The sequence below is a fragment of the Pseudonocardia xinjiangensis genome, from assembly GCF_050948425.1.
GTDB classification, from domain to species: Bacteria; Actinomycetota; Actinomycetes; order Mycobacteriales; family Pseudonocardiaceae; genus Pseudonocardia; species Pseudonocardia xinjiangensis.
Genome location: NZ_CP192009.1, coordinates 3,469,969 through 3,494,006 on the forward strand (window position 1 = coordinate 3,469,969; position 24,038 = coordinate 3,494,006).

At 72.8% G+C, this 24,038-nt stretch carries 25 protein-coding genes and 1 pseudogene; 9 read left to right on the top strand and 17 right to left on the bottom strand.

The genetic code is table 11. The features are described 5' to 3' along the window. Window positions 1-52 precede the first annotated feature (52 nt). The 4 genes from ACQPZA_RS16320 to ACQPZA_RS16335 all read left to right on the top strand — a co-directional run bounded on the left by ACQPZA_RS16320 (window position 53) and on the right by ACQPZA_RS16335 (window position 4,943). The gene (locus ACQPZA_RS16320; protein WP_169398667.1) at window positions 53-1,096 is read left to right on the top strand and encodes a uroporphyrinogen decarboxylase family protein; all 1,044 of its coding nucleotides are present in this window, start codon (window positions 53-55) and stop codon (window positions 1,094-1,096) included. A 1-nt stretch (window position 1,097) separates the two neighbouring features. Then, complete coding sequence (locus tag ACQPZA_RS16325; protein WP_169398666.1) at window positions 1,098-1,958, top strand: dioxygenase; 861 nt, start codon at window positions 1,098-1,100, stop codon at window positions 1,956-1,958. Between the two features lie 124 nt (window positions 1,959-2,082). Further along, complete coding sequence (locus ACQPZA_RS16330) at window positions 2,083-3,675, top strand: LLM class flavin-dependent oxidoreductase (protein WP_433281959.1); 1,593 nt, start codon at window positions 2,083-2,085, stop codon at window positions 3,673-3,675. 26 nt (window positions 3,676-3,701) lie between these two features. Then, window positions 3,702-4,943, top strand: coding sequence for a glycosyltransferase (locus ACQPZA_RS16335; RefSeq protein ID WP_433281961.1), 1,242 nt, complete (start codon window positions 3,702-3,704; stop codon window positions 4,941-4,943). On the opposite strand, the gene ACQPZA_RS16340 is transcribed toward ACQPZA_RS16335, so the two are convergent. Then, the gene (locus tag ACQPZA_RS16340) at window positions 4,940-5,581 is read right to left on the bottom strand and encodes an AAA family ATPase (protein ID WP_433281962.1); all 642 of its coding nucleotides are present in this window, start codon (window positions 5,579-5,581) and stop codon (window positions 4,940-4,942) included. The genes ACQPZA_RS16335 and ACQPZA_RS16340 overlap by 4 nt on opposite strands. Window positions 5,582-5,598: 17 nt before the next feature. Beyond that, a complete protein-coding gene (locus ACQPZA_RS16345) occupies window positions 5,599-5,940 on the bottom strand; it encodes a zf-TFIIB domain-containing protein (protein WP_169398663.1) in 342 nt (113 codons plus the stop codon). Between the two features lie 135 nt (window positions 5,941-6,075). Here ACQPZA_RS16345 and ACQPZA_RS16350 point away from each other — a divergent pair, with 135 nt between their 5' ends. Then, the gene (locus tag ACQPZA_RS16350; RefSeq protein WP_433281964.1) at window positions 6,076-7,353 is read left to right on the top strand and encodes a wax ester/triacylglycerol synthase domain-containing protein; all 1,278 of its coding nucleotides are present in this window, start codon (window positions 6,076-6,078) and stop codon (window positions 7,351-7,353) included. A gap of 52 nt (window positions 7,354-7,405) precedes the next feature. After that, the gene (locus ACQPZA_RS16355; RefSeq protein ID WP_433281965.1) at window positions 7,406-8,554 is read left to right on the top strand and encodes an NAD(P)/FAD-dependent oxidoreductase; all 1,149 of its coding nucleotides are present in this window, start codon (window positions 7,406-7,408) and stop codon (window positions 8,552-8,554) included. Between the two features lie 3 nt (window positions 8,555-8,557). On the opposite strand, the gene ACQPZA_RS16360 is transcribed toward ACQPZA_RS16355, so the two are convergent. The 4 genes and pseudogenes from ACQPZA_RS16360 to ACQPZA_RS16375 form a co-directional block, all read right to left on the bottom strand. Further along, entirely contained in the window at window positions 8,558-9,577 is a 1,020-nt protein-coding gene (locus ACQPZA_RS16360) for a DUF2278 family protein (protein WP_433281967.1), read from the bottom strand. Between the two features lie 220 nt (window positions 9,578-9,797). Further along, window positions 9,798-10,298, bottom strand: a pseudogene (locus ACQPZA_RS16365) (LysR family transcriptional regulator); the annotation flags it as partial. A 49-nt stretch (window positions 10,299-10,347) separates the two neighbouring features. Next, entirely contained in the window at window positions 10,348-11,967 is a 1,620-nt protein-coding gene (locus ACQPZA_RS16370; RefSeq protein WP_433281969.1) for an AMP-binding protein, read from the bottom strand. Between the two features lie 164 nt (window positions 11,968-12,131). Continuing rightward, entirely contained in the window at window positions 12,132-12,740 is a 609-nt protein-coding gene (locus tag ACQPZA_RS16375; protein WP_433281971.1) for a TetR/AcrR family transcriptional regulator, read from the bottom strand. Window positions 12,741-12,992: 252 nt separating this feature from the next. Between ACQPZA_RS16375 and ACQPZA_RS16380 the strand changes: the two genes are divergently transcribed. Next, window positions 12,993-13,586 carry a MarR family winged helix-turn-helix transcriptional regulator gene (locus tag ACQPZA_RS16380; protein ID WP_433281973.1) on the top strand — a complete coding sequence of 198 codons (594 nt, stop codon included), beginning with the start codon at window positions 12,993-12,995 and terminating at the stop codon, window positions 13,584-13,586. 56 nt (window positions 13,587-13,642) lie between these two features. On the opposite strand, the gene ACQPZA_RS16385 is transcribed toward ACQPZA_RS16380, so the two are convergent. The 3 genes from ACQPZA_RS16385 to ACQPZA_RS16395 are packed head-to-tail and all read right to left on the bottom strand — an operon-like array spanning window position 13,643 to window position 16,686. Continuing rightward, a complete protein-coding gene (locus ACQPZA_RS16385; RefSeq protein ID WP_433281975.1) occupies window positions 13,643-14,959 on the bottom strand; it encodes an ABC transporter substrate-binding protein in 1,317 nt (438 codons plus the stop codon). A 19-nt stretch (window positions 14,960-14,978) separates the two neighbouring features. Next, the gene (locus tag ACQPZA_RS16390) at window positions 14,979-15,809 is read right to left on the bottom strand and encodes a carbohydrate ABC transporter permease (RefSeq protein WP_433281977.1); all 831 of its coding nucleotides are present in this window, start codon (window positions 15,807-15,809) and stop codon (window positions 14,979-14,981) included. Between the two features lie 7 nt (window positions 15,810-15,816). Then, window positions 15,817-16,686 (bottom strand): carbohydrate ABC transporter permease, encoded by an 870-nt coding sequence (locus tag ACQPZA_RS16395; protein WP_433281979.1) that lies wholly within the window; start codon window positions 16,684-16,686, stop codon window positions 15,817-15,819. Between the two features lie 268 nt (window positions 16,687-16,954). Between ACQPZA_RS16395 and ACQPZA_RS16400 the strand changes: the two genes are divergently transcribed. Both ACQPZA_RS16400 and ACQPZA_RS16405 read left to right on the top strand, forming a co-directional pair. After that, complete coding sequence (locus tag ACQPZA_RS16400) at window positions 16,955-17,278, top strand: hypothetical protein (RefSeq protein WP_211174858.1); 324 nt, start codon at window positions 16,955-16,957, stop codon at window positions 17,276-17,278. Beyond that, complete coding sequence (locus tag ACQPZA_RS16405) at window positions 17,275-17,889, top strand: Fic/DOC family protein (RefSeq protein WP_433281982.1); 615 nt, start codon at window positions 17,275-17,277, stop codon at window positions 17,887-17,889. The genes ACQPZA_RS16400 and ACQPZA_RS16405 overlap by 4 nt, the downstream gene beginning before the upstream one ends. A gap of 162 nt (window positions 17,890-18,051) precedes the next feature. Here ACQPZA_RS16405 and ACQPZA_RS16410 read toward each other — a convergent pair whose 3' ends face one another. The 8 genes from ACQPZA_RS16410 to ACQPZA_RS16445 all read right to left on the bottom strand — a co-directional run bounded on the left by ACQPZA_RS16410 (window position 18,052) and on the right by ACQPZA_RS16445 (window position 23,993). Continuing rightward, window positions 18,052-18,867 carry an MBL fold metallo-hydrolase gene (locus tag ACQPZA_RS16410; protein ID WP_433281984.1) on the bottom strand — a complete coding sequence of 272 codons (816 nt, stop codon included), beginning with the start codon at window positions 18,865-18,867 and terminating at the stop codon, window positions 18,052-18,054. A gap of 56 nt (window positions 18,868-18,923) precedes the next feature. After that, on the bottom strand, window positions 18,924-19,526 hold the full coding sequence (locus tag ACQPZA_RS16415; protein WP_344016628.1) for a TetR/AcrR family transcriptional regulator: 603 nt from the start codon (window positions 19,524-19,526) through the stop codon (window positions 18,924-18,926). A gap of 39 nt (window positions 19,527-19,565) precedes the next feature. Next, the gene (locus tag ACQPZA_RS16420; protein ID WP_169400011.1) at window positions 19,566-19,760 is read right to left on the bottom strand and encodes a ferredoxin; all 195 of its coding nucleotides are present in this window, start codon (window positions 19,758-19,760) and stop codon (window positions 19,566-19,568) included. Window positions 19,761-19,790: 30 nt separating this feature from the next. Further along, window positions 19,791-20,996 (bottom strand): cytochrome P450, encoded by a 1,206-nt coding sequence (locus tag ACQPZA_RS16425; protein ID WP_433281987.1) that lies wholly within the window; start codon window positions 20,994-20,996, stop codon window positions 19,791-19,793. Window positions 20,997-21,058: 62 nt separating this feature from the next. Next, entirely contained in the window at window positions 21,059-21,832 is a 774-nt protein-coding gene (locus tag ACQPZA_RS16430) for a thioesterase II family protein (RefSeq protein WP_433281989.1), read from the bottom strand. An 82-nt stretch (window positions 21,833-21,914) separates the two neighbouring features. Beyond that, on the bottom strand, window positions 21,915-22,721 hold the full coding sequence (locus ACQPZA_RS16435; RefSeq protein WP_169400014.1) for an ABC transporter permease: 807 nt from the start codon (window positions 22,719-22,721) through the stop codon (window positions 21,915-21,917). Continuing rightward, complete coding sequence (locus tag ACQPZA_RS16440; RefSeq protein WP_433281991.1) at window positions 22,681-23,541, bottom strand: ABC transporter ATP-binding protein; 861 nt, start codon at window positions 23,539-23,541, stop codon at window positions 22,681-22,683. Before ACQPZA_RS16440 ends, ACQPZA_RS16435 begins: the two co-directional genes overlap by 41 nt. Beyond that, the gene (locus ACQPZA_RS16445) at window positions 23,538-23,993 is read right to left on the bottom strand and encodes a MarR family winged helix-turn-helix transcriptional regulator (protein ID WP_433281993.1); all 456 of its coding nucleotides are present in this window, start codon (window positions 23,991-23,993) and stop codon (window positions 23,538-23,540) included. Before ACQPZA_RS16445 ends, ACQPZA_RS16440 begins: the two co-directional genes overlap by 4 nt. Between the last annotated feature and the right edge of the window lie 45 nt (window positions 23,994-24,038).

Sequence of the window (24,038 nt, forward strand, 5' to 3'; positions counted from 1 at the left end):
GACCCGAGACGGTCGGCACCGAGAACCACTGACACCGAGCCCCGGAGGCCCCGTGACCGCTCTGCCACTGCTCCCGACATCGCTGGTCGGCAGCTACGCCCAGCCGGACTGGCTGATCGACCGGGCCAAGCTCGCCGGCCGGTTCCCGCCGCGGGTACGGGCGAAGGAGCTGTGGCGGGTGGAGCCCGCGCTGCTCGCCCAGGCCCAGGACGACGCCACCGAGCTCGCCATCAGGGCGCAGGAGCGGGCGGGGCTCGACCTGCTGACCGACGGGGAGATCCGCCGGGAGAGCTACTCCAACCACTTCGCCACGGCGCTGGACGGCGTGGACGTCGACAACCCGGGCACGGCGCTGGACCGCAGCGGGCACCCCAACCCCGTGCCGCGGATCACCGGGCCGATCCACCGGCCCCACCCCGTGCAGGTGCGCGACCTGGAGTTCCTCCGGGCCAACACGGACCGGCCGGTGAAGATCACGGTGCCCGGGCCGTTCACGATGAGCCAGCAGGCGCAGAACGACCACTACCCCGACCTGGAGTCGGCCGCGATGGGCTACGCCGCCGCCGTCAACGCGGAGATCAAGGACCTGTTCGCGGCGGGCGCCGACGTCGTGCAGATCGACGAGCCCTACATGCAGGCCCGCCCGGACGCCGCCCGCGCCTACGGCCTCGCCGCGCTGAACGCTGCGCTCGACGGCGTCACCGGCACCACCGCGGTGCACATCTGCTTCGGCTACGCCGCGATCATCCACGAGCGCCCGGAGGGGTACTCGTTCCTGCCCGAGCTGGCCGGTTCCCCGGTGCGGCAGGTCTCGATCGAGACGGCGCAGTCAGGGCTCGACCTCGGCGTGCTGGCCGACCTCGCCGACAAGACCGTCATCCTCGGGGTGATCGACCTGTCGACCCCCGACGTGGAGACCCCGGAGGTCGTGGCCGGCCGCGTCCGCGGGGCGTTCCGCCACCTGCCGCCGGAGCAGCTCGTGATCGCCCCGGACTGCGGGATGAAGTACCTGCCGCGGGACTCCGCCGCAGGCAAGATGCGCGCAATGGCGGGCGCAGCCGCGCTCCTGCGCAGCGAGATCCAGGAGGGACGCTGACATGCAGCTGGTCACCGAGGACAACATCACCGAGCTCGCCGCGACGCGCTGGGGCACCGCGCACGACCCGCGTACGGCCGAGATCATGACCGCACTGGTCCGGCACCTGCACGACTTCGCCCGCGAGGTGCGGCTCACCGAGGCCGAGTGGATGGCCGCGATCCAGTGGCTCACCCGCACCGGGCAGATCAGCGACGAGAAGCGCGAGGAGTTCATCCTCGCCTCCGACGTGCTGGGGCTGTCGATGCTGGTGGTCCAGATGAACCACCACTTCGACGAGGCCGCCACCCCCGCCACCGTGCTGGGCCCGTTCCACATCGAGGGGTCCCCTGAGCTGGAGTACGGCGCCGACATGTCGGAGGGCATCCCGGGCACGCCGTTGTACGTGCACGGCACCGTCCGCGACCTCGACGGCAAGCCGGTGGGCGACGCCGTGCTCGACGTGTGGCAGGCCGACACCGAGGGCGCCTACGAGGCGCAGCTCGAGGTCGACGAGGCGCGGCTGCGGGCGAAGTACACCACGCGTGAGGACGGCTCGTACTGCGTGCGCACCATCGCGCCGCTGGGCTACGCCATCCCCATGGACGGGCCGGTGGGTGACCTGATCTCCCGCACCGACATCAGCCACTTCCGCCCGGCGCACGTCCACTTCCTCATCAACGTCCCCGGCTACGAGCCCCTGATCACGCACCTGTTCCAGGAGGGTGCGCCGTACCTCGACAGCGACGTGGTGTTCGGCACGAAGCAGGAGCTCGTCGTCGCCTTCACGAAGCACGAGCCCGGCCCGACCCCGGACGGCGGAGAGTCCGCGGTTCCGTTCCTGACCGCCGAGTACCAGTTCGTGCTGCAGCCGAGCAGCTGATCCCGGCTCGGCGCTCCCGGGCGCAATCGTCTGCTACACCACTCGTCTTGGTGGCATATCATCTGTTCGTAAGCCAGCTACCTGACGCGGTGACGACACGTCCCGGGAGAGTCGAGGCGACCCCATGGCCGACTATGGCCACGACCTGCTGTTCGGCACGTTCCTGACACCCACCGCCGAGCAGGCCGACCGGGTCGTCGGGCTCGCCCGGCTCACCGAGCAGGCCGGCCTCGACCTGGTGACGGTGCAGGACCATCCGTACCAGGCCAGGTTCCTGGACACATGGACCCTGCTGTCGGTGATCGCCGCGAGCACGACGACGCTGCGCGTGGCGCCGAACGTGGCGAACCTGCCGTTGCGGCCGCCCGCAGTGCTCGCGCGCAGCGTGGCCTCGCTGGATCTCCTCAGCGGGGGCCGCGTCGAGCTCGGGCTCGGCGCAGGCGCATTCCGGGACGCGATCGCCGCGATCGGCGGCGCGCGGCTGACCCCGGGGGAGAGCATCGGGGCCCTCGCGGAGGGCATCGAGATCATCCGGGCGATGTGGTCGGTGGACGGCGGCGCGGTGCGGGTGGACGGGACCCACCACCGGGTGTGGGGCGCTCACCCCGGTCCCGCGCCCGCGCACGACGTGGGCATCTGGCTCGGGGCCTACAAGGAGCGGATGCTCGCACTGACCGGCCGGCTGGCGGACGGCTGGCTGCCGAGCAGCCCCTATCTCGCTCCGGACGCCCTCCCCGCGGCGAACGCGGCGATCGACGAGGCCGCGGTGGCCGCCGGACGCTCGCCGTCCGACGTCCGGCGGCTCTACAACATCGGCGGTGACTTCACCGGCAGCGGCACCGGCTTCCTGCAGGGGCCGGCGCCGGTATGGGCCGAGCAGCTCGCGGAGCTGACCCTGACCCACGGGATGAGCGCCTACATCGTCATGGGCGACGACCCCGAGGTCATCCAGCGGTTCGCCGCCGAGGTGGCCCCCGCCGTGCGGGAGCTCGTCGGCGCCGAGCGCGGGCGCCCGTCGCCGTCCGGGCCCGCCGTCGCCGCGGAACAGTCCGGCGACACCGGAGCGGAACGGCCCCGGACGTCCGTCGTGGCCTCGCCGCGCACCAGGGTGCAGACCTCGGGGCTGGGGGCCGTCCCCACTCCGGACGACGGCACCCGCCGCAGTGACGTCCGGGTCTGGGACGAGTCGGCCCGCCCCACCGGCCCCGCGCCCGATCCGGACCGGACCTACACGGCCCACGAGCAGGCCGCGGGCCGGCACCTGATCGAGGTGCACGACGGTCTGCGCGCCGAGCTGCGGCAGGTGCACGACCTCCTGGACCAGGTGACGGCCGGAACCATGGATCCCGGCACCGCGCGGTCCCACATCAACACCATGACGATGCGCCAGAACAACTGGACCCTCGGCACGTACTGCGAGTCGTACTGCCGGATCGTCACCGTGCACCACACGCTGGAGGACCGGAGCCTGTTCCCGCACCTGCGGCGCGCCGACCGCCGGCTCGAACCGGTGATCGACCGGCTCGCGGAGGAGCACCAGGTCATCCACGGTGTCCTCGAGGGAGTCGACCGCGCACTCGTCTCGTTCGTGAGCGGGCCGGACGGGGTGAAGGAGCTGCGCGCCGCCGTCGACCTGCTGACCGACACCCTGCTGTCGCACCTGTCGTACGAGGAACGGGAGCTGGTGGAGCCCCTCGCGCGGCTGGGCTTCTCCTGACAGGGCGGCAGAGGCAGAATCCGCGGATGCGGATCGTGATCGTCGCGGTGGGGACGTGGGGTGATGTCGCTCCCTACACCGGACTCGGAACGCGGCTGCAGACCGCCGGTCACGAGGTGGCGATCGCCGCGCACGCGCCGTTCGAGGCAATGGTCCGGGAGCGCGGGTTGGGCTTCCGTCCGCTGCCGATGGACGTCCGTGACGAGCTCGGCTCGGCGCAGGGGCAGCAGGTGCTCCGGGCGTCGCCTCTCGCAATGGCCCGTTTCGCGCGGATGTACGCGCGGCACTGGGGGGCGATGGCCGAGGCGACGGAGGCCGCGACGGAGGGCGCGGACTTCCTGATGCTCTCGGCCATGGGCTTCCTCGGGCAGCACGTCGCCGAAGGGAAGGGCATCCCGAGCGCGGGGGTGTACCTGCAACCGCTGGATCCCACCGGCGAGTTCCCACCGTGGACGGTCACCACCCGGTCGCTCGGCCGGTGGGGCAACCGCGCGGCCGCTCGCACGGTGCGCGCCGCGGGCATGCTGCCGTTCCGCGGTGCGGTGAACGACCTGCGGGCCCGTCTCGGCCTTCGTCCGACCACCTCCGGCGCTTTCTTCCGCCGGCTCGACGAGCAGCGCTGGCCGGTGTTCTACGGGATCAGCCCCACCGTGCTCCGGACTCCCGCGGACTGGCCCCCCTATCGCCGCGTCGTCGGCTACTGGTGGCCGCAACGGTCACCGGGCTGGGAACCGGAGCCGCGCCTCGTGGACTTCCTCGCCGCCGGACCGCCGCCGGTGTTCGTCAGCCTCGGCAGCATGGCGCCCCGCGATACCGAACGGCTCGGCCGGCTGGTCCTGACGGCCGCGCGGCGCGCGGGCCTGCGGGTGGTGCTCCAGCAGGGCTGGGGCGGGCTCACCGGAGCGGGTGACGACGTCCTCGTCATCGGCGACACACCCCACGACTGGCTCTTCCCGCAGATGGCCGCCGTCGTCCACCACGGCGGTGCCGGAACCACGGCGGCCGGGCTGCGCGCCGGGGTGCCCGCCGTCCCGACCCCGCTGACGGCGGACCAGCCGTTCTGGGCGCAGCGGCTCGTCCGGCTCGGGGTGAGCCCGGGCGCGCTGCCGTTCCACCGCCTCGAGGCAGGCGCGCTCGCCGACTCCCTGCGCAAGGTCACGACCGAGGAGTCGTTCGCCGGACGGGCCCGTGAGGTGGCCGCGGCGATCGCGACCGAGGACGGAGCCGACAGGGTGCTGGACGTCCTGAGCTCCGTGGCGCGAGGCTAGGGCGGGCCCAGATCGCCGCAGCCCTTCCGCACCCAGTCCACGACCGTCTGGACCGTGTCCTCGTAGGGGAGCGTGGTGGTGTCGAGCAGGTCGACGGGTGGCTCCAGAGTGGGACCGTTGCTGCGCAACCAGTCGTTGAACTCGAGGGTCTCGGCGATGCGCTCCTCGTCCCAGCCGCGCCACGCCGGCCGGTCCCGCAGCCGGGAGCGCAGCACCTCCGGCGCACCCACCAGCGCGAGGTAGTGGATGTCGCCGACGAACACGCGCTCGGGCAGGCGTTCGAGCTGGACGGGGACGACCGTGCCGACCAGCACCACCGGCCGTCCACTCTGGTGGATCATCGCGGCCATCCGCAGCCAGGTGGAGCGGAACGCCCGGAAGTCGTCAGCAGGGTCCTGCAGGCCGCCCGTCCACAGGACGTCCTGCTCGACCACGACGGCCACGTCGCCGAGCGCCGGGGTGAGCAGCCGCGCGATCGTGGACTTCCCCGCTCCGCTGGGACCGGTGAGGGCGAACATCGGCAGCCGCCGGAACGGCTGCCGATGACCGCAGCGGGCGCACACCAGGACCGGCCCGTCGGGCGCGACCACCGGCCGGTCGAACCGGTCGCCGCAGCCGACACAGATCTGCAGGTCCACAGGGACGGGCTCGCCGATCAGTCGAACAGCTCCTCGAGGAAGCCCTTGCGGCGCTTGTGGCCACCCTGGTGACCGCCCTTGTGGCCGCCGTACGGCGGCGGCGAGTCGCGGTAGTGGCCGCCCTGGTGCCGCGGGTCGTACCCGTGGTCGTCATGCCCGCGGCGCCCGTAGGGCGGTGGGGAGTCGGAGAAGCGGCCTGCCGGCGCTCCCGGCGGGCCGTAGTAGCTCTGCTCGGCGTTGGCGATCTGCTCGAGCTCCCCGCGGTCGAGGAAGATCCCCCGACAGCCCTGGCACTGCTCGATGTGCACGCCTCGCCGGTCGACGGTATGCATGACGTTCCGACACTTGGGACAAATCACCCCGCCATCCTACGGGCAAACTGATCTCCGGTCGTCCTCCTCGCACCTCGGCTCCGATGTGCACATCCGGACGGTCCTCGATCAGCAGCAGGGCTCCACAGTGCTCACGGGGTGTCCGGGGGGCACAGTGTGCGGATGACGGTGCCGCTGACGGCCGAGGACCGGGCGATCCTCGCGCTGGAGGGCCCCACCGTAGTGGGCCACACGTGCAAGGTCATCCGGCTCGGGCCGGGAGAGGCCACGGCCGCCGGGCTGCGGGCCGCCGTCGGTCGTCGGCTGGCCGGCGCGCCCCGGCTGACCTGGCGGCTGGGCGGGCCGCCGGACCGGCCGGAGTGGCACGTCGACCCGGCGTTCGACGTCCGGGACCACATCGCGGAAGCCCGTTCGACCGCGGAGCTCGACGACGTCGCGCTGGGCAACGAGGTGGCCCGCCTGTTCGAGCAGCACCTGGACCGGCGCAGGCCGCTGTGGCGGATGGATCTGCTCGGCCCACTGGCCGGGGGCGGCACGGCACTGGTCTGGCGGCTGCACCACGCGCTGGCCGACGGGACCACGGCCATGCGGCTGGCGCGCACCGTCCTGTGGGACAGCCGCGCCGGCGGGCCGCCCGGCGCCCGGCCCGCGCCGCCCGCGGCCCGCACGCAAGCCGCCGACGACGCCCGGCGCCGCCACCACCTGGCGGGCTTCCTCGAACGCGAGTTCCTGCCCAGCACCCGCCGCTCACCGTTCGACCTGCCGATCGGGCCCGACCGCGCCGTCGCGTTCGCGATGACCGCGCTCGGCAGGCTGCGCGCGTCGGCCCGGACACTGGCCGGCGCCACGGTGAACGACGCGGTGCTGGCCGTGATGGCGGGGGCGCTGCGCACCTGGATCGTGCACCGGCACGGTCCCCTCCATCCGGTCCGCGTGCGGGTGCCCGTCAGCCTCCACAACGAGCGCGAGCCGACCGGCAACCGCGACTCCTACTTCTGCGTGAGCCTGCCGCTGGACGAGCCGGATCCGGTCGCCCGGCTCGTCGCGGTCCGCCGCGAGACGGCGTTGCGCAAGTCGCGCCACGACGCGCAGGAGATGGCCGAGCTGCTCGACCGGCTGGGCCGGGCCTCGCCGCGGCTGCAGCGCTGGTGCTCCGACCTGCAGGCCGCCCCCCGCGCGTTCGCGCTCAACGTCTCCAACGTGCCCGGCCCGAGGCAGCATGTCAGCGTGCTCGGCGTGGACGTCGAGGCGATCCACTCCATCGCGGAGGTGGGGGAGCGTCACGCGCTGCGTGCCGCGGTCGTCTCGGTCGGCGACCGGCTGTGCTTCGGTCTCTGCGCCGACCGCGGGGTGATCGGCGACCTGGACGTGCTGGCCGCAGCCATCGAGCAGGAGGCCGGGATCGTGGTCGAGGCGGCCGGGGCCCTCGCCGACCGGTGACCGGGCGCGGTATGCAGGTGGCCTGAGGACGGGGCGGCTGCGGGGGAGTGACGTGCGGGTCGTGGTGATCGGGGCCGGTGTGGTGGGGGCGGCCGTGGCCGTGGGACTGGCTGAGCGGGGGGCCGAGGTCACCGTGCTGGAGGCTGTCCGGCCCGGAGCGGGCACCACGGGCACGTCCTTCGCGTGGGTGAACTCGGCCAACAAGGAGCCGGAGCACTACCACGCGCTCAACCATGCCGGGGTGCGCGCGCACCACGCGTTCGCCGGGGAGCGGGCACCCTGGTTCTTTCCCACGGGGAACCTCGAGTGGGCGGTCACCGACCGGCATCGCTCGGCGCTCGCCGCGCGGATGGAGCGGTTGCACGGCCGGGACTATCCGGCGCGGTGGCTGACCGCGAGGCAGGCCCAGGAGCTGGAACCGGACCTGGCGGTGCCCGGCGACGACGCCGACTACGCGTTCTTCCCGGAGGAGGGGCACGCGCTGCCCCTGGTGCTGCTGGCCCGGCTGCTGGGCGAGGCCAGGGACCGCGGCGTCCAGGTGCGCGCCGGCAGCGCGGTCGTCGGTGTCGACCGCGCGGGGGCAGGTGCGGTGGTCACCTCCGTCGACGGCGTCCGTCACCCGGCCGACGTCGTCGTGAGCTGCAGCGGACGGCGGACGAGCGGCGTGGCCCGGTGGGCCGGGATCGACGTGCCGCTGGTCGACGCGAACAGGGCGGGCTCGGCGGCCGTGGGCTTCCTGGCCACCACCGAGCCGGTGGCGGTCCGGCTGTCGCGGGTGCTCACCGGGTCGCGCCTGGGCGTTCGCCCCGAGGGCGGTGGCCGGCTGCTGCTCCAGGGGCTGGATCTCGACGCGCGGGCAGATCCGGGCCGGCCTGTCGACGGCGCTGTCGCCGCCGAGCTGCTCGTCCGGCTGGCGGAGGTGCTGCCCGCCACCGCGGGCGTGCCGATGGCGGCCCTGCGGATCGGGCAGCGGGTGCTGCCGGCCGACGGGCTGACGGTCGCGGGCTTCTCCGACCCCGACGCCTGGTTCTACGTGGTGGCCACCCACAGCGGGATCACCCTCGCGCCGCTGCTGCGGCGGCTCGTCGCGGACGAGGTGTTCGGCGAGGAGTCGGCGTTGCTCACCCCGTTCCGCCCGGGCCGGTTCCGCGACGGCGCCGGGGCAGTCGCGCAACCGGCGCGGCAGCCCGGCGAGCAGTGACGGTCAGAAGACGAGGGTCCAGCCCTCGTCACCGGCCTGCTCCGCGGTGTAGGACACCCCGTCCACCTTCAGGCCCTGCGCGTCGAGCAGGGTGATCGTGCCGCCGCCGTTGCCCAGGGTGACCCCGTCGGTGGTCGGGACCACGAGGGTGGATCCGGCGGCGAGCGTCCCCGCGGGCACCGGACAGGTCCGCTGCGACCGGTCGGCGAGCCGCCAACCGGTGAGGTCGACGGGGGAGGGGGAGGCGTTGATCAGGGTGACGGTCTCCGCCTCCGGTGCGGGACCCACCGGGTTCACCAGCGCGGCGACGATCCGGGCCGCGGCGCCCCCGACCGTGGGGCGGGGTTCGGTGCCCGGGAGGGTGTGGCCGGTGGTGTCGTCGGTGTGCCACGCCTGGCTCTGGAAGGCCAGGAAGATCGCCACCCACCGGGACTCCGCCCCCCGGACCTCCGCGCCGAGGTGCAGGAGCAGCCCCCCGTCCTGCCACACCCCGTCGTCGCGCACGAACGACCCGCTGTTGCCCTGGTTCATGTGGACGTCGTGCACGCCGTTGCCGGGCCGGAACCCGAACACCTGGTCGGCTGTGCCCTCCGGGCCCCAGCGTTCCCCGAACACGTACGCCGCGGCCTGCGCGTCGGCGCGGGCGCGCAGGACGTAGTGGTCCAGCAGGTCGGCGAGGTCATTGTCCGGGCCGGTGACATCCGGGGGCAGCAGCCGCATGGCCGCCGGGTCGAACAGGTTGCCGCGGATGTAGTCGAGGTTCGCCCCGCCGGGACCCGACGGCAGTGCCGTCCAGCCCGACCCGGGCGCCGGCAGCGCGGCGGTGACCGGGTGGCGGAAGTCGTCCACGACGAGATAGCGCAGCTCGGAGGGCGCCTGCGCGGACTCCACGTTCACCGCCGCCCGGTAGTGCGTTCCCGCATCGTCGACGAGGTGGATCTGGTAGTGCGGGGAGTCCGACGAGCCTTCCCGGCGCGTGTCCACCACCCGTCCCGCCACCACGCCGTAGGACGTCAATGGCACCGCAGTCCCCCGTTCCGTCGAGCCGGTACCGGCGGGTCCGCCGGCCGCTCCTCCCGATCATGCCCGTCAGGAGACGGTGGCGGCGGGCGGCCTCCGCCACCCGGTGGCGGACGGCCGGGACGCGTGGTGGGCCGCGGTGCGGACGAGGTCGCGGGCCGGCCGCGCGGCGCCGTGCCCACGGATGGCCGGTGCCGACCACCAGGACGAGCTGGTCGTGGGCGACGGTCGATGCGTCGAGCCCGGGGGGAGTGTCCGGGCCCTCCACGAACCCGACGTCGGCGGCGCCGCTGCGGACGTCCGCGGCCGTGTCAGCTTGGTTGTGGGAGGTGAGCCGGACACTGGTGGCGGGGTGCTGCGCCCGGAACGCGGCCAGCCAGCCGGGCAGCAGGTACTCCGCGACGGTCAGGCTCGCCGTGACGCTCAGCCGGGACTCCCTCTGCACCCGGAGCGCGGCGAGTCCGGCGTCCAGGGCGTGTGCGGCGTCGATCGCGGGGCGGGCCCAGTCGACCACCAGCGAGCCCGCCGGGGTGAGCCGCGCGCCGCGTGGTGAGCGTTCGAGCAGCGTCACCCCGAGTGTGGCCTCCAGTGCCCGCAGGCGTGCGCTCACCGCGGGCTGGGAGATCCCGTGCCGGCGGGCGGCCTGGCCGATGCTGCCCGTCTCGGCCACCGAGATGAGCAGGTCGAAGGCCCCGAGATCCGCGACCCGGGCCGGCAGGGTCATAACCTCATCCCATGAGGTGTCGCCGCTGCGGCGCCTCCGGCGCGACGGATCAGTGCTGGTCGACCGCCAGGTCCGCCAGGTAGCGCTCCCGGAGCACGAACTTCTGGATCTTGCCGGACGAGGTCTGCGGGAAGGTCTCCAGGAACCGCCACACCCGCGGTGTCTTGTACGCGGCGAGGCTGCGCCGGCAGAACGCCGCCAGCTCGTCGGCACTCGGGTCCGAACCCGGGGTGGGGCGCACGAAGGCGGCCACCGTCTCGCCCATCTCCGGGTCGGGGAGGCCTACCACCGACACGTCGGCGACCTGCGGATGGGTGAACAGGAGATCCTCGATCTCCCGCGGGTAGATGTTCTCCCCGCCGCGGATGATCATGTCCTTCAGTCGGCCCTCGATGCGGAGGTAGCCGAGACCGTCCATGCTGCCGAGATCGCCGGTGTGCAGCCAGCCGTCGGCGTCCAGGGCGGCGGCAGTGGCCTCCGGGGCGTCGAAGTAGCCCCTCATGACCCCGTACCCGCGCGCGCAGACCTCACCGACGGTACCGAGCGCCACCGGCGCACCACTCGCCGGATCGCTGATGCGGACCTCGCAATGGGGCAGCGGGCGCCCCACCGTGGTGATCCAGTCCGGGTTCGGGTCGTGGGGCAGCGTGTGGGTGATGTAGGGCGAGGCCTCGGTCTGGCCGAAGCCGATGGTCACGGCGACATCCAGCTCCCGCTCCGCCCGGCGCACCAGCTCCGGCGGGACCGGTGCGCCGCCGAGGGTCGACAACCGCCAGCTCGACAGGTCCCGCGGCCGCGCCGACTGCTCGTCGAGCATCCGGATCAGCATCGTCGGCACGCTGAGCAGGATCGTGCCGCGCTCGGCCGCGAAGGCGTCCAGCATGACCCCCGCGTCGAAACCCGGTGGGAGGACGTGCATGCCGCCGGTCTGCATTGCCCCGAGCGTCGCGAGCCCGCAGCCCGCGGTGTGGAACATCGGCATCGGGTTGACCCAGACGTCGTCGGGGCCTGCGCCGTTCACCACGGCGTAGTACCGGCCGACGTTGACCAGGCCCCGGTGGGTGAGCTGGGCGCCCTTGGGGGTGCCCGTGGTGCCGGAGGTGTACTGGATCTGGGCGATGTCGCCGGGGTCCACGGACGGCAGGTCCCTTGCCCCGTCGCCGGACGCCAGGAACTCGTCCCAGCCCGAGAGGGCGACGACCTCACGCAGCGCGGGGAGCCCCGGGCGGGCCTCCTCGACGACCGGCAGCAGGTCGCGGCCGCGGTAGGTGTCCTGCACGAACATCCCGTCGCAGCGGGACTGGCCGAGCACGTGCCCCAGCTCGCCCACCTGGTAGGCCGGGTTGACCGTCACGAGGGTGAGGCCCGCGTACGCGGCGCCCATCTCCAGCAGCACCCACTCCGGGCGGTTCGCCGCCCACACGGCGACGTGCTCGCCCGGACGGAAGCGCTCCAGCATCGCGCGGGCCACCTGGCGCGCCTCCTGCCGCAGCTGGTCGAACGTCCATCGGCGCCCGGCGGTGTCCGGGCCGAACTCGACGAGTGCGGTTCGCGGTCCCCAGTCGGCGGCCGCCAGGTCGAGCGCTGCGCCGACGGTCAGCTCGCGGAGCGGATCGTCCTGCTCGCCCCGCGCGTACGACATCCCCGCCGACAGCCCGTTCCCACCCACGTCAACTCCTCGTCGCCGATGGCCGCGGGCGGACCCCCCGGTCGCCCGCCGCCATTCCTGGGAAAAGCACGAAATGGACATTGTGCGTGGCTGCGGACTCGCCGAGACCCCTCGGGCCACCGCCATAACAAACGTTATAGCACGGCGTGGCCGAGGCCCGTGAACTACTGCTGCAGGCCGCGCATCGCGACATCGACGCCGACGGCATACCGCGCGGCGAGGTCGGCGCGGGGGGCGTTGCCGGTCAGTTCGAGCATCACGAGCCCGTGCCCGGTCGCCCACAGGACGTGCGCGGCGGACTCGGCGTCCGTGACGAGCGGGTGCTGTTCCCCCCAGCGGCGCACCACCGCGATGAACCGCGCGTAGTTCTCGCGAGCCCGTGCGCGGATCTGCCCGGACGGCCGGGGGATCCCGGGCGGCTGGTGGCCGAACATCACCTGGAAGTAACCGGGATGGGCGAGCGCGACCTCGCGGTATGCGAGGCAGGTGTTGCGGACGTCCGCCTCGGGGTCGTCGGTGAACTGCCAGCTGTGCTGAGCGTCGCTCAGGCGCCGGTGTCCCTCGAGGTACAGCGCTTCGAGCAGCCCCTGCTTGCCGTCGAAGTAGTGGTAGACGGCCATCGTCGAGCATCCGGCAGCGGCGGCGATCCGGCGCACGACGAGCCCGCTGAGGCCCTCCGCCGCGAACAGGGCGGCCGCGGCGTCGAGCGTGGCCGCGCGAAGGTCGGCGGACTCGCGAGGCGGCCGGCTCCGGTCCTGCGGCGTGGTTGTCACCACCCGAACGTAACCGTGGCGGCCAGATGGGACATCACGTGACGGACATCGTCGGGCTGCGCCGCCCGCAACCACCCATCGCGGAACATTCCAGGAAATCAATCCCGGGTCTTGTCCCGGCGATCCTGACGAATACGGACATATGATCCGAAAGGGAGAGGGCGGCGGGCGGCGATAGAATGTGTGAGTGAAGCTGGGGGGCGAAACACTGGTGTGCCGTGCGCAATCTCGGACATCTCGGCGGCGGTCCTGATGTCCGCCGACGGAGCGCAGCTCTATCCCGCCGGTCCCGATCCGCGCCGGATGGCCGAACTGTGGTCCGCCGAGCTCGGCGGCCTCGATGTCACCTCGGCCACGGTCGCGGTCACTCTGCAGCGGCTGGCCCAGCACGTGGAACGCGCGGTCGTCGCGATCGCCCGCAGCCACCGCCTGGGTCCCGGCGATCTGAGGGTGCTGCTGGCGCTGCGCCGTGGAGGCCCTCCGTACGCGGTGAGCCCCACGGGGCTGTTCCGGCTCCTGCTGATCACCTCGGGTGCGGTCAGCAAGCAGGTCGACCGGCTCGTCGAGGTGGGCCTGGTGGCCCGCATGCCCGACCCGGAGAAGCTGCGCGGCCTGCTCGTCCGGCTCGAACCGGCGGGGTGCGCGGTCGCCGAGGCCGCGATGAAGGAGATGTCCACGTCGTTCGTGGGGCTCGAACGGCTGAGCGCCGAGCAGAAGCACGAGGTCCTCGACATGCTCGCCCGGCTCCAGGCCGTGATGGAGGGGGCCGCGGCGATGGAGGGCGCGGCGATGGAGGGCGCGGCGGCGCAGAGCGTGGCCGGCCCGGCGCCCGAGGGAGTGCACTGACCACCGGCCCCGCGTCGCGGCCGGGGATCAGCGCTCGCGGTCCTGTGTGCGCCCCGTCAGCGCAGTGCGGCGTTCCCGGCGTCCTGGGCCGCCCGTAACCCCTCCGCCACCGGCACCCGCCCGGCGAACACGTCGTTGAAGATCGGCTCGAACGCGGTCGAACCCGCGCCGAACTTGGGTCCGGAGGGCGCGGGGATGGTGTCGGTGCCCCCTGCGGCGCCGAAGTACCGGGTGTCGACGCCGCGTCCGGCCCAGTAGTCGCTGTAGCCCTGCTGCGCCGCGGTCACGGCGGGGAGGGCGGCGCCCTCCCCGCCGACGAACGAGGCCCCCTGCTCCGAGCCGAGCCAGCGCAGCACCCGCAGGATGGCGTCGCGGCGCGGGCTGTCGGCGTTGCCCGCGGCGATGACGCTGTTCACGACGCTGACGCGGCCGGCGGGCCCGGCGACCAGCGGGGCGATGCCCCAGGCGAAGGTGGCGCCGTCGTCGATGTTCTTGAGGTTGTAGGTGCCCGACTGGAACAGCGCCATCTTCCCCTGCAGGAACTGGTCGCGGCTGAAGTCGGGGTTGGTGTTGGTGGCGGCAGCGGGCGGGGCCACGTGGTGGGTGTTGATCAGGTCGACCAGGTAGGAGAAGGCCTGCTCGCTGCGGGGCTCGGTGAACGCGAACGTGTCGTCGGGGGCCTGGAAGCGGCCCCCGTTCTCGCCGATGAAGTTGTAGTAGATCGCCTGCAGGTCGCGCCCGGCGTTGAAGCCGTACTGCGTGACCGTGCCGGGGTCGAAGCCGGGCTGGTCGGCGGTGCGCCCCGCGGCGTCCCGCGTCAGCTTCTTCGCGGCGGGCAGGAACGTGTCGGCCGCCGGGTCGGTGGGGTTCCACGTCAGGTTCTGCGGGTCGACGCCCGCCGCCTCGACCATCGCCTTGTTGTAGTAGACGACGATGCGTCCGTCGGTGAGCGCCGGCACGCCCCACAACGTCCCGCCGCGGGTGTACTGCGCCACCGCGGCAGGCACCCAGCCGCCCACCTCGTCGGGCAGCGCCTTGCCGACGTCGATCAGCTTCCCGCCGTCGGCGAGCGCGCCGAAGTACAGCGCGTTGAGCCAGTAGATGTCGTCGGCGGTGCCGCTGGCGACGTCGAGGGTCAGACCCGTGAAGTAGTCGGTGTACGCCGCGGTGTTCACCTGCACCCGGATGTCCGGGTTCTGCCTGCTGAACTCCGCGAACGACTTCTCGTAGGCCGCGGCGACCTGGTCGTCCCACAGCCGGACCGTGACGGTGGTGACGCCGTCCGCGGCGGGCGGGTCGTCCGGGCCCGCGGGGGAGCAGGCGGCGAGCACGAACAGTGCGGCCGCCACGGCGGCCAGCCGGCGCAGTCTCATGGGTGCCACTCCTGTGTGTTCAGCGGAAGCCGGTGAGGGTGATCGAGCGGATGACGTGGCGCTGGAAGACCAGGAACAGCACCAGCAGCGGCAGGATCGCGACGGTGGTGGCGGCCATGACGATCGTCCAGTTGCCGTTGTACTGCGACTGCAGGCTCGCGGTGGCCACCGTCAGCACCTGCCACTGCCGGCCGGTGGTGATCACCAGCGGCCACAGGAAGCTGTTCCAGTGCGTGACCACGGTGATGATCGCCAGCGTCGCGAGGATCGGCCTGCTGATCGGGACCACGACGTGCGCCACGGTGCGCAGCGTGCCCGCGCCGTCGAGCTTCGCGGCGTCGAGCAGGTCGGCGGGGATGGTGCGGAAGTACTCGCGCAGCAGGAAGATCGCGTAGGGCGAGCCGAAGAGCTGGGGCAGCACCAGCGCCCAGAACGTGTTGCGCAGTCCGAGATCGGCGAACACCGCGTACAGCGGGATGATCGTGACGGCCTGGGGCACCATCAGCGTGGCCAGGTACACCCAGAACAGCGCGTCGCGCCCGGGGAAACGCAGCCGGGCGAACGCGTAGGCGGCGAACACCGAGAAGAGCAGCTGCCCGATCAGGATCACGGCCACGACCTGCGCGGTCACCACGATCGGCGACACGAAGTCGTAGCGGCCACCGAACAGCTCGCCGAAGTTCGCGACCGTCGGCGGGGCCGGCGGGGCAAGCACCTGCTGGGACGCGAACTGCAGCGGGGTCTTGAGCGCCGTCATCAGGCTGAGGAGGAACGGGGCCAGCGTGAGTACCGCCCCGAGGACGAGCAGCAGGTAGGCGGCTCCGTTGCGCAGGATTCGGGGCACGGTCACGGGGCGCTCACGTCGACAGGTCGTAGGTCGTGCGGCGGGAGAACCACCGCTGCTGCACGAGGGTGATCGCCACCAGCAGTACGAACAGCACCACGGCCATCACCGCCGCCTGCCCGACGGCGCGGGACTCGAACGCCTCGTAGTAGATCCGGCCGGCGACGACGTCGGTGACCCCCTGCGGGCCGCCCTTCGGGGTGAGCGCGTAGACCGAGTCGAAGACCTGGAAGGTCGAGATCACGCCGGTGACCAGCACGAAGAACAGCGTGGGACGCAACAGCGGCAGGGTGATCAGCCGGAACGTCTGCCACGGCCCCGCGCCGTCGAGCAGGGCGGCCTCCAGCAGCGTCGACGGGATCGCGCGCAGCCCGGCGACGAAGAACAGGGCGACGTACCCGACCTGCGTCCACACCGTGACGGCCGCGACGGAGGGCAGCGCGAGCACCGGGTCGCTCAGCCACTCAATGCGGTGCCCGATCAGGGCGTTCAGCGCGCCGTCGGTGGGGGCGAGGATCCAGCGCCACACCACCCCGAGCGCGAGCGGCGCGCAGATCCACGGCAGCACGTACAGCACCCGGAAGACCGCCGAGCCGCGCAGGCCCCGGTTGAGCAGCAGTGCCGCGCCGAGCCCCAGCACGGTCTGCGCCGGGATCACGATCGCCACGAACACGGCGGTGACGAGCAGCGACCGGGCGAACCGGCTGTCCTGCGCGACGGCCACCACGTTGTCGAGGCCGACGAACGTGCGGGGGCCGATCAGGTCCCAGCGCTGCAGGGCCAGCCACACCACGACCAGGATCGGCAGCACCAGGAACGCCGCCACGCCGAACAGGCTGGGTGCGAGCAGCAGGTAGGCCGTGTGGGTGTCGCGCGATCTCATGCCGAGGGTCCGTTCAGCCGGCTTCCCCGTGCGCCCATCCCGCCGGCCCACCCTGTCCTGCCGTCACTGTCGTCCCCCGAGCTGAGTCGTCACCGGAGCCGGATCCCCGGAGTCAAGATCGTCCCACCGCGGATGTCAAGAACCGCCCCCACCCCGTTGCAGCAAAGCCACGTTGACGCAAGCGGATTGGAGCAAAGTGGCTGTGCTGCAATCCGCCGGAGGGAGCTGGTCCACCCGGCACGCGTACGCATTCGTGTACCTTCTGGCTATGCGGCCGCCGGAAGTCCTGTCGTTCCGGGAGTTCCGCGCCGGCCTCGCCGCCACTCTCAAACGTGTCCAGAGCCCGGGCAACGGGCCCGTCTTCGTGGGTGCCCACCGCAGGCCGGAGGCGGTGGTCATGTCCGTCTCCCAGTACGAGGAGCTGGTGGCGGCCGCCGAGCGGCGCGACGCGGTGACCGAGGCGCTGGCGTCGGTCCGGGCCGAGGGCCTCGAGCCCGGCCCCGAGGTGCTGGGGATGTTCACCGCTCTGGCCGCGGGCGCCATGAGTACCGATGAGCTCCGCGAGCAGGTGTTGGCGCGCTATCCGCAGTGAGCTGGGACCCGTACCTCGATCTGGACACCGGGGTCCTGCGCAACCGCCTCGGGATCGGCGACCGTGAGGAGCTGGCGAGGGCCGAGGCAGCCCTGACGGCGTCGCGGCTCTACGACCTGCAGCGCGGCCACCTGCCGGGACGCTACGACCTCGAGCACCTGCGGTCCTTCCACCGCGTGATCTTCGGCGACGTGTACGACTGGGCCGGCGAGCTGCGCACCGTCTCGATCGGGCGCGGCGGCCTGTTCTGCCTGCCGCAGCGGCTCGTCCCGTTCGCGGAGGAGCTGTTCGGGCGGCTCGCCCGCGACCACCACCTGCGCGGACTGGACCGGGACACCTTCGTCGGCCGCCTCGCGGAGCTGCTGGGCGGGATCAACTTCCTGCACCCGTTCCGCGAGGGCAACGGTCGCACGCAGCGCGCCTTCGTCGCCCAGCTCGCCCGCGACGCCGGGTACCGCACCCGTTGGGCGCTGATGGACCCGGCGGCCAACGTGGCGGCGTCGGCGGCCGCGCTCCGCGGCGACACCGGGCCCCTGCGCGAGCTGCTCGACCAGCTGGTGGTCGGCCCCGCCGGCCCGGTGACGGACCCACCCCCACCGCCGCTCCCGTGAGACGGGCGACTCGCGGAGTGATCTCGGGCGACTCGCGCGCGTTTTCCGGGCGACTCGCGCGCAGTTTCCGGGCGACTCGCGGGGCCCCCGCGAGTCGCCCGCTGCGGCTGCGCGAGTCGCCCGGTTCGGTCCGGCGAGTCGCCCCCTCCGCGGGGCGTGCCGTCAGGTGAGGTGGTCGAAGTCGCCCCGGACCCAGCCGATGTGCCGGTCGGCCGAGCGCCGCACGACGGCGCGGGCGTCGGAGGCGATCATGGCCCCGAAGTTGCCGTAGAGCCGCTCGAACTCGAAGCCCTCGACGTGCTGGGCGACCCGCTCGACCACGGCGCCCGACAGCGGGATCCGGTTCGGGTAGCTGCGCATGAAGCTGACCGACGTGCGGTCCGGGTTGGGCATGATCGTGTCGCCGCTGAGCAGCACCCCCGTGCCGTCGGCCCCCGCCGCCCAGTGCGCGACCGCGCTGCCCGGGAAGTGGCCTCCCGGCTGGGTGAGCGTCAGCCCCGGGAGGAGCTCGAGCTTGCCCGACCATGCGCGGATCGCGGGGTCGGGCCGGGCGACCCACTCCATGTCGCGCTCCGCGACCAGCACCGGCGGACCGCCCAGCGCCCGGCTCCACTCCACCTGCACACCGAACATGTGCGGGTGGCTCGCCACGATCGCGACGACCTCGCCCAGCTCACGCACCCGCTGCACGGCGTCGTCGTCCAGGTAGCCGAGGGGGTCCCACAGGAGGTTGCCCGCCGGGGTGCGGACCAGCTTGGAGTGCTGCCCGATGCCGACGGCCGGGGCGCTCGTGAGGGAGTGCAGATCCGGCTCCAGCTCGGTGACCTCGACCCGGTGGCCGGCCGCGGCCAGCTCCTCCAGGGTGGTCCACAGCTGGCCGGCTGCGGGGACGTACTGACGTTCGTCGGCGCAGATCCGGCAGACCTCGACCGCCGCGGTGTGCTCGACCGCGCATGTCCGGCAGATCAAGAAACCCACGGGTGTCCCTCCTCGTCACCGCGACCATCGTGGTCCGTCGACCAGTCTGGTCTGCGTCAGCCGCCGTTCTCGCGCGGGGTGGACGGGGGCGGGAGCGTGGTGGGGGACGGGCGCAACCCGTCGATCAGCAGGGCGAGGTAGCGCCTGCGGTCGGCGCCGTCCGGGTCGCCGGGATGCACCGTGGCCAGGGCCATCATGGTGACGGCGGCCAGGTCACGGGGTAGCAGCTCCGGCCGGACGAGACCCGCGTCGGCGGCGCGCCGCAGGGGCCGGTCCATGGAGTGGACGAAGCGCTGCAGGCTCTCCACGTCCACCGCGTCGGTCTCGCGGGCGAGCGCGAGGACGACCCGGCGCTCGGCGAGCACGTCGACGGTGGCCTCGAGCGAGGTGACGAGGTCGCGCCACGGGTCGTCGGTCTCCACCGCCGTGGCGGGCTCGATCTCGGTGGCGACGACGTGCCGGAAGACGGCGCGTACGAGCTGCTCGCGGTTGCGGAAGCGCCGGTAGACCGTGGCCACCCCGACTCCGGCGCGCCGCGCCACCTCCTCGAGCGTGACGGCCGGCCCGACCTCCTCGAAGGCGCGGTCGGCCGCCACGACGATGCGTTCGTAGTTGCGCGCAGCGTCGGCGCGCAGGCCCTGCCCGTGCGTTGCCGTCATCCGCGCACGCTAACAACCACGCCGCCCGGCGTGTCGCCCTCAGTCCTCCAGCACGCGCAGCGCACCGGACGGGCACAGGGCGACGGCCTGCCGGGCCGCCTCGGCGTCCTGCGGTGGGACGTCCTCGACGAGTAGTTCGACGATACCGTCGTCGTCCTGGTCGTAGACGGCGGGCGCGGTGAGGACACACATCCCGGCCCCGATGCACGTACCGCGGTCCGCGGCGATCTTCATTCCGTCACTCCTGTTCGGTCGGTACGCCGCTCACCACGTGACGGGGAGCGAGCGCAGCCCGTAGATCGCGTTGAAGGTGTGGAAGTCGACCTGGTCGTCGGGCACGGCCAGGGCGAGGTCGGGGAAGCGCCGCAGCAGCGCCGGGAACGCGATGTGCATCTCCATCCGGGCCAGCGGGGCGCCGAGGCAGTGGTGCACACCGTGGCCGAACGCGACGTGACCGGGCGCGCCGCGGCCGATGTCCAGCCGGTCGGGGTCCTCGATGAACGACGGGTCGCGGTTGGCGGCGGGGAGCGCGAGGACCACCAGTTCCCCTGCCGGGATGGTCTGGCCGGCGATCTCCACCTCGGTGGTGGTGGTGCGCGGCACCCCGGAGTGCACGATCGAGATCCACCGCAGCAGCTCCTCGACGGCGGGGGACACCATGTCGGGCTCGTCGCGCACCCGCTTGAGCTGGTCGGGGTGGCGCAGCAGGGCGAGGGTGCCCAGGCCGAGCATGTTGGAGGTGGTCTCGTGCCCGGCGATCAGGAGCAGGGACGCGACGCCGATGAGCTCGTCGTTGCTGAGGTCGTCGCCGTGCTCGCGGATGAGCATGCCCAGCATGTCCTCGCCGGGTGCGGCCTTGGCCCCCTCGACGAGACGGGCCATGTACTTGCGGTTCTCGCGGCTGACCGCGATCCGTTCCTTCATCGGCAGCGACACGTCGAGCAGCCGCCCGGTGCGCTGCTGGAACTCGCCGCGGTCGGCGTAGGGGACACCCAGCAGCTCGCAGATCACCAGCGACGGGATCGGCAGGGCGAACGTGGACACCAGGTCGACCGGCTTGCCGGCCCGCTCCATGTCGTCGAGGGCGGACTCGACGATCTCGACGATGCGCGGCTCCAGGCGGCGCATGCGGCGCACCGTGAACTCGGGCGTGAGCATCCGGCGCAGGCGGGTGTGCTCCGGCGGGTCGAACGCGAGCATCTGCCCGGCCCGCATCTGCTCGAGCTCGTCCTCTGTGAACTGAGGGCCGTCCTCGGTCTCGAACGACCGCGTGCGGGCGTTGCTGAAGTGCTCGGCGTCGGAGAGGACGGCGCGGACGTCCTCGTACCGGGTGACGAGATAGGCGGGCGGCCCACCGAACAGCGACGGCACCATGGTGATGCCCCCGGAGTCCCTGGTCCTGCCGAGCTCGTCGACCGGATCGAACTGATCGCGCTGCATGTGCAGGGGCAACACCGGTGCTTCGGTCATTCGCCTGCTCACCCTCTCTGGCTGACGGACGTTCTCGATGCTAGCACTCAAGTGGAAGTGGGCTATCGGATTGCTGGCCCGTCGCCCGGCCCCAGCTGGGTGAGGAGGTCGGAGATCTCGGCGAGCAGCTGCCCCTGGGCCGTGGTGAGGAAGAAGTGGTCGCCCGGCAGCATGCGCAGCCCGAAACCGCCGCTGGTGTGCTCCGCCCACGCGGCGGCCTCCGACCTCGTGACGTGCGGGTCGGACGCCCCGGAGAACGCGGTGATCGGGCACGGCAGCGGCGGCTCGGGGACGTAGGAGTAGGTCTCGCTGATCGCGAAGTCGGCGCGCAGCAGGGGGAGCGCGAACTCCAGCAGCTCCGGGTGCTGGCGGATCTCCGGGCTGGTCCCGTTCAGCTCCAGGACGGTCTCGAGGAGGTGGTCGTCGTCCATCTTGTGGATGGGGTCGTGATCGCCCGGCATGTGCGGTGGCCTGCGGCCGGACACGAGCAGCTGCTGGGGCAGCGGGCCACCGACCCGCCGGAGGTGGCGGGCCAGCTCGAAGCCGACCAGGGCACCGAGGCTGTGGCCGAAGGTCACGTACGGGACGTCCAGCAGCCCGTCGATCGCCTCGGCGAGCGGTGGCAGCAGGTCGTGCATGCGGGTGAACCCGTCCTCACCCAACCGGGACTCCCGCCCGGGTGGCTGGATCGCGCACACCTCGACGTCGGGTGGGACCAGGCGCGGCCAGTCCCGGTAGACGGTGGCGCCGCCGCCCGCGTACGGGAAGCAGAACAGCCGCAGCCGCGGGTGCGCCACCACCCGCCGCCGCACCACCCACGCGTCGTCCGTGCCCATGCGCTCACCCCTCACCTCTGCGACCCTCCCCGATGGTGCCCCTCGGGGGCGGTTCGGGCGCCGGCTCGACGGGGCGACGTCCTCACCGCACCAGCCTGCCCAGCAGGGACGCTGAGCCCACGATTCCCACCAGGGCGGCGACGACGAGCACGCCGAAGTCGACCCACAGGTCGGCCGGTGCGCCGACGAGCAGGCCGCGCAGGGCGTTCACCAGGTAGGTCAGCGGGTTGACCGTGCTGATCACCTTCAGCCAGCCCGGCATCAGGTCGATCGGGTACAGCGCGTTCGACGCGAAGAAGAGCGGCATCGTCATGAGCTGGCCGATGCCCATCAGCCGGTCGCGGGTCTGGGCGACGCCCGCGATCGCCATCGACAGGCACGCGAAGAAGCCGGCGCCGAGCATCAGGGCCACGGCGGCGCCGAGCAGCTTGAGCGGGTTGACCGTGATGGAGACGCCGAGCAGCAGCGCCACCGGCACGAGCACCACCACGGGCGCGAGCCCGCGCACCCCGGCCGAGAAGGCCTTGGCCAGCACGATCGCGGCGCGCGGCGTGGGCGTCACCATGACCTTGGTGAGGATCCCGGCGTCGCGGTCCCAGATGATCTGGATGCCGAGGAAGATCGCGATGAACAGGGCCGACTGGGCGAGGATCCCCGGTGTCAGGTACTCGAGGTAGGTCAGGTTGCCGGTGGGGATCGCCCGGATCCGGTTGAAGATCTGCCCGAAGACCAGCAGCCAGAGCACCGGCTGCGCCATGCGCGTGAACAGCTCGGTGTAGTCGGCGCGGAGCTTCTGCATCTCCACCAGGCTGAGCGTGACGGTCCGCGAGAAGAGCATGCGGACCGGCTCACCCCAGCTTGCGCGCGGTGGTGCGACTGCGACGGACATCCCTCACCCCCTTCTGCTCCTCCGTCACGGCCAGGTCGGCGCCTGCGTGACGGCGGAAGACGTCGTCCAGCGTGGCGTCGGGCCCGATGTCGGCGCGCAGCGCCGCGGGGGAGCCGACGGCCCGCAGTCTGCCGCGGTGCATGAGCGCGACGACGTCACACAGCTCGTCGGCCTCGTCCATGTAGTGCGTGGTCAGCAGCACGGTCATGCCGTAGTCGGCGCGCATCTGCTGCACCCGCTCCCAGACGCCCTCGCGGGCGATCGGGTCGAGGCCGACCGTCGGCTCGTCGAGCACGAGCAGTGCGGGGTGGTTGACCAGCGCCTGCGCGAGCTCCAGCCGGCGGATCATGCCGCCGGAGTAGGTCCCCGCCTTGCGGTCGGCGACCGCGAGCAGGTCCATCGCGTCGAGTGCCTCGTCGACCCGTGTCGCGCGTTCGGCGCGCGGCACGTCGAACAGCCGGGCGAACCACATCACGTTCTGCCTGCCGGTGAGGGCCGCCTCGATGGAGAGCTGCTGGGGCACGTAGCCGAGCCGGCGGCGCACGTCCGTGGCGCGGCGCCGGACGTCGAGCCCGAACACGCGGACGGTGCCCTCCTGCACGGGGAGCAGGGTGTTCAGCACGCGGATGGTGGTGGTCTTGCCCGCGCCGTTGGGGCCGAGCAGCCCGAACACCTCGCCGGTCTCGATCCGCAGGTCGAGGTGGTCGACCGCGACGGTCTCGCCGAATCGGTGCACCAGGCCGGTGCACTCGAGCGCGGCCGCCGGACCCTCCGGCACCGCCGCCGGGCTCCCGCCGGGCCGGGTCATGGAGTCGCTCACTCGTTCACCGCCCCGCTCGTGCGCTCCAGGGCGCGCAGCTCCTCGGCCAGCGCCCCCAGCGCGTCGATGCCGGCCGCGAGGTCTGCCACCTGCTCCGGCGTGAGCCGGTCGAGCGCCTCGTGCAGCACGCCGCGCCGCCGCTCGCGGAGACGGGAGAGCCGCTCCTGCGCCCGCTGGGTGAGGGTGAGGCGCCCGACCCGCCGGTCGTGCGGGTCGGTCGCCCGCACGACCATGCCCGTCCCCACGAGCTGCGTGACGATCGTCGAGACGCTGTTGGGGGCCAGCCCCAGCTCCTCGGCGATGTCCGCGACGGGGCTGCCGGGGCGCCTCCCGACGACCGCGAGGACCTCACGCTGGGACGTGGAGAGGCTGTCGCCGTTGGGCATCGGCCCGGTCGCCCGTCGCAGCAGCCTGCGCAGGGCGCCGACCGCGGGCATCAGGGCCTCGGACACCGCATCGACTGTGGTGGGTGTGCGCGGAGGGGGCATGACGGGATC

Excerpts from the sequence above, each read along its gene's own strand:
- ACQPZA_RS16325 (WP_169398666.1), top strand. The coding sequence starts at position 1,098 with ATGCAGCTGGTCACCGAGGACAACATCACCGAGCTCGCCGCGACGCGC.
- ACQPZA_RS16330 (WP_433281959.1), top strand. The coding sequence starts at position 2,083 with ATGGCCGACTATGGCCACGACCTGCTGTTCGGCACGTTCCTGACACCC.
- ACQPZA_RS16335 (WP_433281961.1), top strand. The coding sequence starts at position 3,702 with ATGCGGATCGTGATCGTCGCGGTGGGGACGTGGGGTGATGTCGCTCCC.
- ACQPZA_RS16350 (WP_433281964.1), top strand. The coding sequence starts at position 6,076 with ATGACGGTGCCGCTGACGGCCGAGGACCGGGCGATCCTCGCGCTGGAG.
- ACQPZA_RS16380 (WP_433281973.1), top strand. The coding sequence starts at position 12,993 with ATGTCCGCCGACGGAGCGCAGCTCTATCCCGCCGGTCCCGATCCGCGC.
- ACQPZA_RS16385 (WP_433281975.1), bottom strand. The coding sequence starts at position 14,959 with ATGAGACTGCGCCGGCTGGCCGCCGTGGCGGCCGCACTGTTCGTGCTC.
- ACQPZA_RS16395 (WP_433281979.1), bottom strand. The coding sequence starts at position 16,686 with ATGAGATCGCGCGACACCCACACGGCCTACCTGCTGCTCGCACCCAGC.
- ACQPZA_RS16400 (WP_211174858.1), top strand. The coding sequence starts at position 16,955 with ATGCGGCCGCCGGAAGTCCTGTCGTTCCGGGAGTTCCGCGCCGGCCTC.
- ACQPZA_RS16415 (WP_344016628.1), bottom strand. The coding sequence starts at position 19,526 with ATGACGGCAACGCACGGGCAGGGCCTGCGCGCCGACGCTGCGCGCAAC.
- ACQPZA_RS16420 (WP_169400011.1), bottom strand. The coding sequence starts at position 19,760 with ATGAAGATCGCCGCGGACCGCGGTACGTGCATCGGGGCCGGGATGTGT.
- ACQPZA_RS16425 (WP_433281987.1), bottom strand. The coding sequence starts at position 20,996 with ATGACCGAAGCACCGGTGTTGCCCCTGCACATGCAGCGCGATCAGTTC.
- ACQPZA_RS16430 (WP_433281989.1), bottom strand. The coding sequence starts at position 21,832 with ATGGGCACGGACGACGCGTGGGTGGTGCGGCGGCGGGTGGTGGCGCAC.
- ACQPZA_RS16435 (WP_169400014.1), bottom strand. The coding sequence starts at position 22,721 with ATGTCCGTCGCAGTCGCACCACCGCGCGCAAGCTGGGGTGAGCCGGTC.